The organism is Priestia sp. YIM B13551 (assembly GCF_042787905.1).
Classification (GTDB): Bacteria; Bacillota; Bacilli; order Bacillales; family Bacillaceae_H; genus Priestia.
The window spans coordinates 1344050-1358184 of sequence record NZ_JBHZOX010000002.1; the positions used below are offsets into that span (position 1 = coordinate 1344050).

Here is a 14135-nt window from a genome sequence, read left to right on the forward strand (position 1 = left end):
GATTTTTATTTCTTTTTAAATATATATATAACTGAAAATTATAATTTAATCATTTTTTTGTCAAAAAAGTTATATTACTAGACAAATTAAAGGAAAAACAAAAACGCCACGAGTTCCAAAGCTGTATGTTTGGAATCTGTGGCGTTGTGATATAGCTTTAATGTTTGTTAAAACTATATCAAATTAAGGACGTTCAACGATTGTTGCAACGCCTTGGCCTCCGCCAATACATAACGTTGCTAACCCAAGTTTTGCGTCGCGTTTTTGCATTTCATGAATAAGTGAAACTAGGACACGTGTACCACTTGCACCAATAGGATGTCCAAGCGCAATTGCTCCACCGTTCACATTTAAAATATCATGATTAAATTGAAGTTCACGATCCACAGCGATTGACTGTGCAGCGAATGCTTCGTTTGCTTCTACTAATTGAACATCTTCTAATGAAACAGCAGCTTTTTCCAGAGCCTTTTTCACTGCGCTTACAGGACCGATTCCCATAATGCTTGGGTCTACTCCGGCAGTTGCATTAGCTTTAATTGACACTAATGGTGTTAGGCCTAACTCGTCTGCTTTTTTACGGCTCATTACCACTACTGCCGCTGCACCGTCATTGATACCAGATGCATTACCAGCTGTTACAGAACCGTCTTTTTTGAAGGCTGGACGTAGTTTCCCTAGACTTTCAGCCGTTGTGCCTGCGCGCGGGAACTCATCTTGTTCAAAAATAGTTACTTGACCTTTTCTTCCAGGCACTTCTACCGGTACGATTTCATCTTTGAAACGACCAGATTGAATAGCTGCTTCTGCTTTTTGCTGACTTGAAGCTGCAAACGCATCTTGTTCGTCGCGAGTAATTTCATATTTATCACACAGATTTTCAGCTGTAACGCCCATATGGTAGTCGTTAAATGCACACCATAATCCATCTTGAATCATGCTGTCAACTACTTTTTGGTCGCCCATTTTAAACCCGTTGCGTGCATTTTTTAATAAGTATGGTGCTTGGCTCATGTTTTCCATTCCACCAGCAACAATCACATCAGCATCCCCAGCAAGAATCGCTTGTGTAGCGAGATGTACTGCTTTTAGTCCTGATCCGCATACTTTATTGATGGTTAATGCTGAAACAGTTTCAGGTAAACCTGCTGCTAAAGTTGCTTGTCGTGCTGGATTTTGTCCTAAACCTGCTTGTAGGACATTTCCCATGATAACTTCATCTACTTCGTTTGCTGATACCCCTACTTTGTTTAAAGCTTCTTTAATTACAGTACCACCTAAAGTTGTTGCGGATACATTTTGTAAGCTTCCCCCAAAGCTGCCGATTGCTGTACGTACAGCGCTTACAATGACTACTTCTGTTTGACCCATGTCGAAAACCTCTCCTTACTGTTTGATTACTGTGATTAACTGTCACCTGTATTAATTTCGACATCGCTTGCGAAATTCCTCTTTTTTTGTAAAAATTTATAATTTTTATTGAATTTTAATTTTTTAGAATTAAAATGAATATTAGTAAGCGTTTACAATGTAGGAGGAGAGCGGTTTATGGGATTTCCTGAAAAAGTAACAATTATAGAAGTTGGTCCACGAGATGGACTTCAAAATGAAAAAAATTTTGTTCCAACTGATAAAAAAATTAATTTTATCAAAAAATTAAAAGAAGCTGGACTATCCGAAATCGAAATTACATCCTTTGTTTCTCCAAAATGGGTTCCTCAAATGAAAGATGCTTCTACTGTTGCAAATACATTTCAGTCTGATACATGCCGAAACATTGTACTTGTGCCGAATCAAAAAGGCTTGGAAAAAGCACTGCAAGCTAATTGCCGCTCCGTTGCGCTGTTTATTGGCGTAAGCGATACCTTTAATCAAAAAAATATTAACAAACACACCAAAGAAGCTGTACAAACGCTGCTTCCTCTCATTCAGCAGCTCAAGCAGCAAGAATGTTTTATTCGAACTTGCATTTCCACCGCCTTTTATTGCCCGTATGAAGGAAAAATACATGAACGCGACGTGCTGGCTCTTTGCGAAAGCTTTGTGGAGGCTGGAGTGAATGAACTAAGCGTTGCCGATACAATTGGCATGGCAAACCCTAAAGATGTATTTTCACTTTTCTCGAAATTAAAACAAAACTTTCCACACACCCTACTTGCTGCGCACTTTCACGATACGAGAGGATTAGCCATTGCAAATATCTATGCAGCTCTGCAAGCCGGTATTAACAGGTTCGATTCATCCGCTGGCGGGGTAGGTGGATGTCCATTCGCTAAGGGAGCAACGGGAAACGTAGCTACGGAAGATCTCGTCTTTATGCTTCATGAAATGGGTATTTCCACTTCTATTAATGAAGAAAAGCTGCTCGAAGCGGTCGATTTTATCGCTCCTCACATTTCAAGACCGATTGAAAGCAAGCAATACTCTTTGTTTGCACAGCGTTAAAAATTAGGTTTTTATGAGAGCGATGCTATAATAAATAATAGCTATATTAACAAAAGGAGCCGCTAATCATGAAAAAATGGCTATTATTAATAGGAAGTGTTTTCGGAGCATTTGCCGCTCTTGGCATCTTTTTTACAAATCAAATGATGTACATCCGTAAAAAGACCGACAAAGTTATTATTGACCGCGATACGGAAGATGGCTTTTATGATGAGAAAGTCTATAGCACTCTTCCTAAAGAAGCATTTGTGCTTCCTTCTTCTTTAGGCTATAACATAGCTGGGACCGTTATTAAACAACACGACAATAACCGATTTATGATTCTTTCGCACGGAGTTACAGTTCATTCACTCAACTCTATGAAGTATGCTCGGCTTTTTCTAAAGCTGGGATGGAACGTCGTTCTTTATGATCATCGCCGCCACGGCAAGTCTGAAGGGAAAACAACGAGCTACGGCTATTATGAAAAGCTGGACCTTCAATCCGTTGTTCATTGGGTAAAAGAACAATTCGGTTCAACTATTTCCCTTGGGATTCACGGGGAGTCTATGGGAGCTGCGACCACTCTTTTGTATGCTGGAATGGAAGACGGAGCTGATTTTTATATTGTCGACTGCCCTTTTTCTGACTTGGAAGAACTTCTTGCCTATCGCTTAAAACAAGATTTCCACCTGCCCAAACAGCTTGTGATGCCAGCAGCTAATATTATTTTAAAATGGCGAGAAGGCTACTCATTTAAAGACGTATCACCCATTTCAGTCGTAGATCAAATCAAACATCCTGTTCTGTTTATCCATAGTAAAGAAGATGACTATATTCTTCCTAAAATGACGGAGCAGCTGCATGCCAAAAAAATGGGAGCAAAACGGATTTATTTAGCACCTGTAGGCACTCATGCCCGCTCGTATGCTGATAACCCAGAGGAATATGAACAAGTTATTGAATCATTTTTAGAAAAAATACAAAAAGAAGCGCTTTAAAGCGCTTCTTTTGTTTTATCGATAAATGACATGCGCGGATTTAAAATTTGAGAAGGACATTTTAGCATAAACGTATATGCACTTTCATTGTAGTCAATCGTCATATTATCATCTAAAAATACTTGCTTTGTTTTTTCGACAAGAACAGGAACAAAATTCGTCTCGATGGTTACATCATCGCTCTCTTTTTCATCAACAATCCATAGCGTCGTTACGCCGCTCACGACACAGCCGCATCCATCCGTATCGTATTTTAATTTTAAATATAGTGAAGAATCTTTCCCGTACTTTTCTTGTACTTTTGCTATCGCTTTATCAGTAAAGGTAATATTCATTTTCCTTTAACTCCTTTTAAACTAATTGTATAAACAAACGAAAATTGCTTATATAATGAGTATAATACACATCTCGCTTTCATTAAACTCTGGCGCTTCATATAGATGTGTACAAAAAGGAGGTTTTTCTATGTCAAAAGTACAAATTAAAGTAATGGATAACGGCTCTTTCCGTGTCACTGGAGACGTTGAATTAATTGATGCAGACGGCAACAAATTTGAAACAAAGCCGACATTTTCACTATGCCGATGTGGCCAGTCGCAAAAGATGCCCTTTTGCGACGGAAACCATAAAGGAAAATTCGACTCTTGTGTGCGCGCTGCAAAAATTTTAGACGAGCAGTAGATTTATAGAAATACAGCCTTACTGAACAAAACCGTTAACGAAAAACATTGGTAACCTGTGGTTAAAGCACAGGTTATTTTCTATTAAACGCATCCCCTGCCAATTTTTCTACGAGCCCCGGGGCAAGCTGATACATCTTCGAACCTATATTCATCCACTTAGGCAAGTTGACTTCTCGTTTTGGTTTCCCAATAATATTGACCGTTTTTTCAGCTACGTATTGAGGGGTTAACATAAACTTTTCTACACTTTTTTCATAGTTTCCTGATTGATCTGCTATTGAAAAGAAGTTGGTTTGAATAGGACCTGGATTCACTGCCGTGACATAGATATCTGTTTTCGCTAATTCCATTCGCAGGCTGTTGGTAAACCCTAGCACGGCATGTTTAGAAGCTGAATAGCCACTGGATTTAGGCGTTGCAAGTTTGCCTGCTTGAGAAGCAATGTTAATAATATGTCCTTTGTTTTCTTTTAGCATATAAGCTAAAATTTCTTGTGTACATGCAATTAATCCAATAACATTGACTTGAAACATTGAGGCAATTGTCTTAATCGATGCTTCTTTCACTTCTTCAAATACACCAAAGCCCGCATTATTAATCAGGACATCAACACGCTTAATTTCACTCATCATTTTCTGAACGACTCTTTTGACTTCCTCTACGTTCGCTACGTCAGCTTTATATATGTAAGAGGTAATCCCATACTTTTGACTAATTTGCTCCGCTACTCGGTGCAGCTTTTCTTCTGTACGTGCAAGCAAAACGGGGACGCCCCCTCTTTTGGCCACTTCATAAGCTAAATGTTCTCCAAGACCTCCTGAAGCGCCTGTAATCACGACATATTGGTTCTTTAACGAGGATTTCAAATATAACACACCTTTTTTATAAGTTAAGAGCACACAGAATAAATAAGCTTACTTTCTTTTTCATGTGTACTGATTTTATTTGCATCTTCTAAAAAATCGAGCTGACCAATTGTTTCAGAAAGAGTTAGCCCTAGTTCTTTTTCATAAATAGTAGGAAATAGCTGTTTGCAAATATCAAACGCTGTTTGAGGGCGTTCTTTTATCATGCTAAGCACTTTATCCGCTCGGTCGCTCTGCTTTTGTAACCTCTCTTGTACAAGTTGGCGAACATGTAACACTTCATCTCCATGACCTGTATAGATACAGTTTATCTCTAAGTCAAGGAGACGTCTTAATGAATGATTATATTGAAGAAGCGTTTTAGGTCGCTCGCCGCTTGGTTTCATAGGAGGTTCAATGAGCGGATTAGATGAAATATGCTTTAACAGTAAATCTCCTCCAATCATAACCGCTGTTCTTTCATTGTATAATGCAATATGGCTTTGAGCATGACCGGGTACTTCAAGTACTTTCCAACTCTCTAGGCCCGGAATGTAATCTCCTTCCTGAACAGAAGTTGTAAGAGAACGGTGACATGAATACTTCATTGATGCTTTTAAACGTTTTAAATAAGGGCGAAACCTTTCATCTACGCCGGCTTTCATAAAGTGATCTTCAAAAAACGCATCGTACCACTCAAAAAAATTTGGATTTTGGGAGATCCAAGGCTGATTTTTCGCATGACCGACTATGGCGATATCTTTATCAAAAAAATCAAGCATTCCTACGTGATCAGGATGATGATGAGTTAGGACAACTTGCTTAATATCATCTGGTTTTAATCCTATTTCATTAAGCTTTTCTTTAAATACAGACCACGCTGCCTCCGTCTTAATACCAGCATCGATTAGCGTAACGGTCTGACCTTTTATAACAAAAACATTCACATCTCCTACCGCAAAAGGAGTAGGCAGCACAATTTTATATAATTGCTCATTCATCTGTATTTTTGCTCCTTTACCATCGCATTTTCTTTTAAGTTTACACGATTTTTCCTGTTATTTATACAATTGCATTCGTTTTCTGAAAATTACATTGACATCCTTCTCTTTTTCATTGCATAATGACAGAAATATAGTGAAGTTTTATTCATATCTTTAGATAACTATGCATTTTATAAAGAAGAGATACACAAACCTTTAACAGATACTGAAATCTCAGTATCTGTTTTCATTGGATAGCAAATGACTGGAGGAACTTTTAATGAAAACGGATCTAAACATCGCCTTTATTGGAGCTGGATCAATGGCTGAAGCCATGATCTCAGGGCTGCTGTCAGATAAAAAGCTTCGCCCCAATCAAATCACGGTAACAAATCATAGCAACGATAAAAGACTTCACGAACTTCGAAACGCCTATGAAATTAACATTACGCGTAATCATGCCTTGTTAATCGAAAAAAGCGATATCGTCGTGCTTGCTATTAAACCAAAAGACGTAGCGGAAAGCATCGATACGATTAAGTCCTATATTCGTCCGCACCACCTCGTTCTCTCTGTTTTAGCAGGTGTATCGACTGCCACAATTGTAAACTTGTTTGACCAAGAAGTAGCGGTTGTAAGAGCTATGCCAAATACATCGGCCTCTATTGGATTATCGGCTACAGCCATTGCACCCGGCAAGTTTGCTACAGCAGAGCATATGAACGTTACTACTGCTTTATTTGAAACGATTGGTACGGTTACAACTGTAGAGGAAGAGCAGCTTCACGCTGTAACAGGACTATCTGGAAGCGGCCCAGCATATGTCTACTATTTAGTAGAAGCAATGGAAAAAGCAGCTGAAAAACAAGGCTTGGATACGTCAGTGTCAAACGAACTAATTCTTCAAACTCTTATCGGTGCTGCAGAAATGCTAAAACAGTCACCTAAAACGCCAGCCGTACTTCGAAAAGAAGTGATGAGTCCCGGCGGCACAACAGAAGCAGGAATTGAACAGCTTATTTCTCATAACTTCCAAGAAGCCATGATGCAGTGTATTGAACAAGCTACAATTCGCTCCAAATATTTAGGAGATACGATTGACGAAAAAATCTCGAGTAAACGTTCGTAGAGGTTCACCTCTTTCTAAAAAAAGAAAGAGGTTTTTTTATGATTAAAAATGGATAAGCAGATTATGTGAAAGAAAATTCAAGGCGGTGATATAATAATTTTTGTTTAGAGTATCGAAATAATTGGAGGTTAAACCAAATGACAACAAAACTATTTTCACCTTATACAGTGAAAGATGTAACATTAAAAAACCGAATTGTAATGTCACCCATGTGCATGTATTCATGCGAAAAGGAAGACGGCGTAATAACCGACTTTCATATGATTCACTACACAACTCGTGCCATTGGGCAAGTAGGTCTCATTATGGTTGAAGCCTCAGCTGTCGTGCCACAAGGTCGTATTTCAGCTCAAGACTTGGGAATTTGGAATGATGAACAAAGAGATGGATTAACGAAACTTGTGACACAGCTAAAAGAAAACGGTGCAAAAACGGCCATTCAACTTGCACACGCAGGACGTAAAGCAACTGTTGAAGGCGATATTTATGCTCCTTCCGCTATTGCTTTTGATGATAAAAGTAAAAAACCTGTGGAAATGACCACAGAACAAATTCATGAAACGATTTCTGCCTTTAAAGAAAGCGCTCGACGTTCAAAAGAAGCTGGGTTTGATATTATCGAGCTTCATGCGGCACACGGTTATTTAGTACATCAATTTCTATCGCCGCTAAGCAATAAGCGCAGCGACGAATATGGCGGCAGCGCAGAAAATCGCTATCGTTTCTTAAAGGAAATTATTGAAGCTGTGAAAACAGAGTGGGACGGCCCTTTATTTGTCCGTGTTTCTGCTTCTGACTATACAGAAGGCGGATTAACAGTCGATGATCACGTTGTATTTGCAAAATGGATGAAAGAACAAGGCGTCGACTTAATTGATGTTAGTTCCGGTGCTCTTGTACACGCTCCAATCAACGTATATCCTGGCTATCAAGTGCCGTTTGCAGATAAAATTAAGCAGCAGGCAAATATTGATACAGGCGCAGTTGGATTAATTACAACTGGACGACAAGCAGAAGAGATTCTGCAAAGCGAACGCGCTGATTTAATTTTTGTTGCGCGCGAACTTCTGCGTGATCCGTACTTCCCGCGCACGGCGGCAAAAGAACTAAATGAAACAATTTCAGCACCCGTGCAGTACGAACGCGGATGGTAAAAAAAGACGAGGATACCCTCGTCTTTTTTATGAAATCGTAAACCTTTTCAAGTCTTCTGCTATATCGGTATTTGGAAAAATTTCTTTTGCTCCTTCTGCTAGCCGGCTGACTGCGTCTCCTTGGTAACGCGAACTAATATGAGATAAAATAAGACGCTCGGCCGATGCTGTGTTAGCAATTTCAGCCGCTTCTTTTGCAGTAGAATGAAAGTAGTTGTAAGCGAGCTCCTCGTCTCCCGCTGCAAAAGTAGCTTCATGGATTAACACATTCGCATGCATAGCAAGCTGAACACTTTGTATGCACTTTCTTGTATCTCCTAAAACCGTGATGACCTTCCCTTTTTTAGGCTCTCCTACAAATTCTTGACCATTAATAAGGCGCCCATCTTTTAATACTACTTCTTTCCCTTCTTTTAACTGCTGATAATGAGGCCCTGGGGGAATATTCATCTCTTTTAAACGCTGAACGTCCAGTGATCCTGGCAAATCTTTTTCGACAACTCGATATCCATAAGATAAAATGCCATGTTCAAGCTTGCCAAACTCTACTGAAAAAGTTTCATCTTCAAAAATCGTTCCACTTTCCTCTTCTATTTCAACAACCTCTAGAGGATATTGCAGATGAGTTTGACTTACAGCCAGCGTGACTTTAATAAATTCTTTAATTCCTTTTGGCCCGTATACAGTAAGCAGCGATTCTCCGCCTTGAAACGAACGGCTTCCAAGGAGTCCAGGCAGTCCGTAAATATGATCACCGTGAAGGTGTGTAATAAAAATTTTCTCAATTCGCCTCGGTTTAACGGTTGTATGTAAAATTTGATGCTGCGTTGCTTCTCCACAATCAAAAAGCCACACCGCCCCTCTTTCTTGCAAAAGTTCGAGCGCAAGAGATGAAACATTCCGCTGTTTCGCCGGTACTCCTGCACCCGTTCCTAAAAATAACAATTCCATTTTCTACTTCCTCCTTCGCACGCACAAAAAGCCTGTAAGTATATTATACAGGCTTTTTGCAAACTTACCTATTTGATGCTGTCAAGCGCATACGTAATAGTAGCTAATAACAGCTCAATATCACTTTCCTCAATGTTGAGCGGCGGCGAGAGCGTGAGAACATTATTATAACCGGCTACCGTTGCTCCATTTTTCCCAATAATGACTCCTTTGCTTTTGCATTTAGCAATCACTTCATTTACAAGATTAACGTCTAACGGTTCCTTTGTTTGTTTATCAGCTACAAGTTCAATTCCAATTAAAAGCCCTTTACCTCTTACGTCTCCAACATATGGGTGGCTATCAATAAGCGGCGTTAGCTCACTTAATACGTAAGCCCCGAGCTGTTTAGAACGGCCAAAAAGATTTTCTCTCTCCATAATTTCTAAATTCTTTAATGCCAGTGCACACGCAGCTGGACTTCCTCCAAATGTATTAACATGGCGAAAATACTCGTACTGATCGCTATCTTTGAACGCTTCATAAATTTCTTTTTTAACAGCAGTTGCAGAGAGCGGAAGATATGCGCTTGTAATTCCTTTTGCCATGGTAATGATATCTGGTTTTACATCGTAATTCATAAAACCAAAGGCTTCCCCTGTACGTCCAAAGCCGCAAATAACTTCATCTGCAATTAAAAGTGCACCGTGTTTTTCACACGTTTCTTTTACGCCTTTCATATAATTTTGAGGCGGTAAAAGAATTCCTCCTCCTGTAATAATTGGCTCCATAATAACAGCGGCAATCGTTTCACTTAGCTCCCACGTCATAACATTGTCAATATCTTTTACAGATTGAAGCTTCTCTTTCGGTGCATCGTAGTCATCTTGCCCTCGGTACGAATCAGGCGGGGCAACATGAATGAAGCCAGGGGCAAGCGGTTCATATTTATATTTACGCTGAGCTTGGCCCGTTGCTGCTAGTGCGCCCATTGAATTTCCGTGATACCCTCGATAACGCGAAATAAATTTGTAGCGAGAATGCTCTCCTTTTTGCTGATGATACTGACGCACAATTTTAAAAGCCGTTTCATTTGCTTCAGATCCGCTATTTGAAAAGAAGATAACATAGTCATCACCTAGCATTTCATTTAGCTTCTCTGCCAGTTTGATAGCAGGTACGTGAGATTGAGTGAGTGGAAAATAAGCCAGTTCTTTTAGCTGCTCATAAGCTGCGAGCGCTAACTCATCCCGTCCATACCCAGTATTTACACACCAAAGCCCTGCCATTGCATCTAAATAGCGATTTCCTTGTTCATCTGTAATCCAAGCACCTTTTGCTTTTGTAGCTACCATCGTTGTATCCGGACTGTATGGTTTCATTCCATGCCATACATACTGCTCATCTTTTGCACGCAGATCTTTTTCATTTTGACTGACCTGTACCATCTTATCCACTCCCAAATCGCTAGCGCGGTATTTTTTTCTGTATGAAAAGACTTCGACAAAATGCCGAAGCCACTTGCTATATTCATCTATATGTTAAAAGTCAAAGCGTGATGTAACCATCTTTTTACGTGTAAAGAAGTTCAAACCGTCTTTGCCGTTGACATGCAAATCTCCGTAAAAAGAGTCTTTCCAACCGGAGAATGGGAAGAAGGCCATTGTAGCAGGTACTCCTACGTTAATACCGAGCATACCCGCATCTGCTTCTTCTCTAAATTGACGCACCGCTTTTGCATCTTTTGTATAAATCGTTGCTCCATTTCCAAAACGGGATTTTTCCATATAGCGAAGTGCTTCATCTAATGTGTCAGCGCGAAGCAAGCTTAGTACAGGTGCAAAAATCTCTTCTTTAGCAATGGTCATATCAGGAGTTACGCGGTCAAAAATTGTTGCCCCTAAGAAGTTGCCTTCCGTATGCTCATCCATTTCTTTACGTCCGTCACGAATGAGTTCCGCCCCTTCTTTCATGCCAAGTTCAATATAATCCAGCACTTTATCACGGTGCTCTTTTCGAATCACAGGCGTTAGAAGCACTTCATCATCAAAGCCGCTTCCCATAATTAATTCATCTGCTTTTTGCTTTAATTTTGCGACGAATTCATCGCCTTTTTCACCAACCACGACCACGGCGCTGCAAGCCATGCATCGCTGGCCGGCACTTCCATAAGCCGAGCTGATAATATGTGATACCGCTTTATCCATATCGCAGTCTGGCATCACAACATGATGATTTTTAGCTCCAGATAAAGCCTGAACTCGTTTCCCTTGAGCAGCGGCTTGTTCATAAACATATTTTGCTACCGGCTGCGATCCGACGAATGAAATCGCTTTAACTTTTTCATGCTCTATTAATCCGTTCACGACATCGTGTGCCCCGTGCACAATATTTAATAATCCATCCGGTGCTCCTGCTTCTGTAAAAAGTTCAGCAAGTCGCGTTGCTAAAAGCGGCGTTCGCTCAGACGGTTTTAATACAAACGCATTTCCACATACAATTGCAAGAGGGAACATCCAAAGCGGTACCATCATCGGAAAGTTAAAAGGTGTGATGCCGCCAACGACACCCAGTGGAAAACGGAACATCTCAGAATCAATTTCTTCCGCTATGTTATTTAATGATTCCCCCATTAATAAAGTAGGAGCACCCGCGGCAAACTCCACGCATTCAATACCGCGCTGTACTTCACCGTAAGCTTCTTTGAAAGCTTTGCCGTTTTCTTGTACAACTAATTTAGCTAACTCTTCGTGATGCTTAACTAGTAAATGCTGAAACGCAAACATTAATCTTGCTCGTTTTGGAGCAGGAACGTTACGCCATGTTTCAAATGTTTTTTGCGCTGTTTCCACCGCATTGGCTACGTCTTCTTTTGTAGAAAGCGGTACTTTTGCAATTATTTCGCCCGTCGATGGATTAATTACCTCTCCAAATTTTTCCCCTGCCGTATCAACCCATTTTCCGCCCACGTAATTTTTTAAAACTTGCGTATCATTATTCACAACTGACATATCGCTTGGCCTCCTCAAAAAATAAGAAATGACAAATCTACCTTTATTATTGAATAAATAAATGGTGGTTGCATTAGACAAAATGTGAAACAACTCTAGATTCTCGTTTCACATTTTGCGCAGTGAACTCGAAGAAAGCATGAACTAAAATGAACATATAGTAAAATCAGCCTCAACATAAAAAAACAGCTGTTTCCAGCTGCTTACTTATCCGTTTATAAATTCCGCGCGCGACTTTTTCATCATAAACAAATATTCATATGCCATAATCATAAACTCAATTGCCAGTCGTTTTTCCGGCTCCATAAAGTCTTCACCCAGCAGCTTTTCTAGTTTTTCAATACGGTGATACAGCGTTTGCCGGACAATGTATAAACGCTTAGCCGTCTCTTGTTTAGAACCGTTGCATGCTAAATAAATTTTTAATGTTTCCATGAGTTTTGCATTATACGTTTCATCATATGTAATAACGGGCTGCAGATATTCAAACACCACTTCCTGTAAGTCTTCATGCTGATGTAAAAGCGAAATAATCCGGTACATATGCAAATCATCATAAAAATGAATAATGGTTTGTTTTTGCAGCATTTCTTGAATCGAAATTGTTTCTTTAGCCGTTTCATAGCTTTTATGCATGCAGTCAAGCTGTTCACAGTATTGGCCAATTCCGATAAAGCTAATGGCGTTCCTCTTTGAATTTTCATCCGATTCATATTGATTCATCCAGCGATGAAGGCTGTTTTCTAATCTCTCTCTCCACGTGCTAACCATTCGTTTGTTCAAAAGAATAAATAATACTTCGCGATTTCGCTCGGAGACTAATAAGTGAAAGCCTTCTTGTTCAAAAATGCTTCGCAAGATCAGCTTAAAATACGTTCGATCAAACTTCTCCCGCCTTTGCCACTTACAGCAAACAACGACACCTCCGCGAATAGGCGAATCTGAACACACTTCGTGCATAGAGTCTTTTATTTGTTCAAGAGTTAACTCTCCGTTCATCCATTTCGTCATCCATTCGGTTTCATCTACTCTTTTTTTCTCTTCGACATACAGGTCCTTCAAAAAATGCTGAGCAAGTGCAGTCGCCGTTCGGTCAACGGTGAGCACTTCAAGTTCTGTTAAGGCTTCATTTATAGAAGCAACATACAGCTGAGCATAATCTTGTCCTAATAAATGAATAGGCTGCTCAGTAAAATGCGGACTTTCATTTTCCCTGCTTATATAATGAAGTAGAAGCTGCTGTTTGAGCAAGTCCATCTCCGGAGCAAAGGTAAGCAATTCATTTGAAACTTTAAGGCCGACAAGAAGCCCCGTAGATTCATATAAACACTGTAAGATGACGGCTGGGTCATTAACTGTTAACAGCAGCTGATTTAGCCTATGAGAATACTGTTCTAAATCGGAAATCATTTGATAGTGCTGATTAATTAAAAGCGAGTGAACATCTTGTGTAATTTCAACGAACGGAACTTCCTCGTGAAATAAAATAATCGGAAAATCACATTCGTTCGCTTTATCAATAACAATTTGCGGAATCTTAGAAGTATAAGTGCCAAGTTCAATACACAGTCCTGATGCCTTACAAGAAATTAATTGCTGAAGAAATGATAAACAAGATTGAGAATCTTCTCCCCAGCCTACCCCTGTTGATAAAATGAGCTCGTTTCCTTTTAGCAGCTCATTAATGCGCGTCACTTCCATCACGTGCACCCACTTCACAGAATTAGTAAGCCCTTTCTCTCCAGCTATTACTTCACAGTTTACAAAATGTTTCCTTGTTAAAATCTCTGTTACTGTTAAATATGATTTCAAGTCAACACCGCCCCTAGCGAATTTCACATCATGTCTCCTGGATCATTAACGCGTATTTCGCATATGTGTAGAACAAAAGCTATATCTTCTTACATTATATTAAATATTTAGAAGAAATAAAATATTTAATAAAAGAAACGAAAAAAGCTGTAACGATAATGGA

General features: G+C 39.7%; 13 protein-coding genes. 5 read left to right on the forward strand and 8 right to left on the reverse strand.

The annotated features are described in order from the left end of the window. Positions 1-183: 183 nt before the first annotated feature. Positions 184-1371: an acetyl-CoA C-acetyltransferase gene (locus ACFX4N_RS16520; RefSeq protein ID WP_013059090.1), complete on the reverse strand. Its 1188-nt coding sequence runs from the start codon at positions 1369-1371 to the stop codon at positions 184-186. 177 nt (positions 1372-1548) lie between these two features. Here ACFX4N_RS16520 and ACFX4N_RS16525 point away from each other — a divergent pair, with 177 nt between their 5' ends. Beyond that, positions 1549-2445, forward strand: a complete 897-nt coding sequence (locus ACFX4N_RS16525) for a hydroxymethylglutaryl-CoA lyase (protein WP_013059091.1) — start codon at positions 1549-1551, stop codon at positions 2443-2445. A 68-nt stretch (positions 2446-2513) separates the two neighbouring features. Further along, positions 2514-3425, forward strand: coding sequence for an alpha/beta hydrolase (locus tag ACFX4N_RS16530; RefSeq protein ID WP_057274001.1), 912 nt, complete (start codon positions 2514-2516; stop codon positions 3423-3425). Here ACFX4N_RS16530 and ACFX4N_RS16535 read toward each other — a convergent pair. Further along, positions 3422-3760, reverse strand: a complete 339-nt coding sequence (locus tag ACFX4N_RS16535; protein WP_013059093.1) for an iron-sulfur cluster biosynthesis family protein — start codon at positions 3758-3760, stop codon at positions 3422-3424. The two genes, ACFX4N_RS16530 and ACFX4N_RS16535, sit on opposite strands and share 4 nt — an antisense overlap. Positions 3761-3890: 130 nt before the next feature. On the opposite strand from ACFX4N_RS16535, the gene ACFX4N_RS16540 reads away from it, so the two are divergent. Continuing rightward, positions 3891-4106 (forward strand): CDGSH iron-sulfur domain-containing protein, encoded by a 216-nt coding sequence (locus tag ACFX4N_RS16540; protein ID WP_013059094.1) that lies wholly within the window; start codon positions 3891-3893, stop codon positions 4104-4106. A 73-nt stretch (positions 4107-4179) separates the two neighbouring features. Here ACFX4N_RS16540 and ACFX4N_RS16545 read toward each other — a convergent pair whose 3' ends face one another. Continuing rightward, on the reverse strand, positions 4180-4974 hold the full coding sequence (locus ACFX4N_RS16545) for an SDR family NAD(P)-dependent oxidoreductase (RefSeq protein ID WP_013059095.1): 795 nt from the start codon (positions 4972-4974) through the stop codon (positions 4180-4182). Positions 4975-4997: 23 nt separating this feature from the next. Continuing rightward, positions 4998-5954 (reverse strand): MBL fold metallo-hydrolase, encoded by a 957-nt coding sequence (locus tag ACFX4N_RS16550; protein WP_013059096.1) that lies wholly within the window; start codon positions 5952-5954, stop codon positions 4998-5000. 262 nt (positions 5955-6216) lie between these two features. Between ACFX4N_RS16550 and proI the strand changes: the two genes are divergently transcribed. Next, the gene (gene proI / locus ACFX4N_RS16555; RefSeq protein ID WP_013059097.1) at positions 6217-7065 is read left to right on the forward strand and encodes a pyrroline-5-carboxylate reductase ProI; all 849 of its coding nucleotides are present in this window, start codon (positions 6217-6219) and stop codon (positions 7063-7065) included. 137 nt (positions 7066-7202) lie between these two features. Then, on the forward strand, positions 7203-8219 hold the full coding sequence (gene namA / locus ACFX4N_RS16560; protein WP_029320280.1) for an NADPH dehydrogenase NamA: 1017 nt from the start codon (positions 7203-7205) through the stop codon (positions 8217-8219). Positions 8220-8246: 27 nt separating this feature from the next. Here the strand turns inward: namA and rnz are convergent, their stop codons facing one another. The 4 genes from rnz to ACFX4N_RS16580 form a co-directional block, all read right to left on the reverse strand. After that, positions 8247-9170: a ribonuclease Z gene (gene rnz / locus ACFX4N_RS16565; RefSeq protein ID WP_057274002.1), complete on the reverse strand. Its 924-nt coding sequence runs from the start codon at positions 9168-9170 to the stop codon at positions 8247-8249. Positions 9171-9238: 68 nt separating this feature from the next. Next, positions 9239-10597, reverse strand: a complete 1359-nt coding sequence (locus ACFX4N_RS16570) for an aspartate aminotransferase family protein (protein WP_057274003.1) — start codon at positions 10595-10597, stop codon at positions 9239-9241. Between the two features lie 93 nt (positions 10598-10690). Next, positions 10691-12160 (reverse strand): CoA-acylating methylmalonate-semialdehyde dehydrogenase, encoded by a 1470-nt coding sequence (locus ACFX4N_RS16575; protein WP_057274004.1) that lies wholly within the window; start codon positions 12158-12160, stop codon positions 10691-10693. Between the two features lie 207 nt (positions 12161-12367). After that, a complete protein-coding gene (locus ACFX4N_RS16580; RefSeq protein ID WP_013059102.1) occupies positions 12368-13999 on the reverse strand; it encodes a PucR family transcriptional regulator in 1632 nt (543 codons plus the stop codon). Positions 14000-14135: the final 136 nt, after the last annotated feature.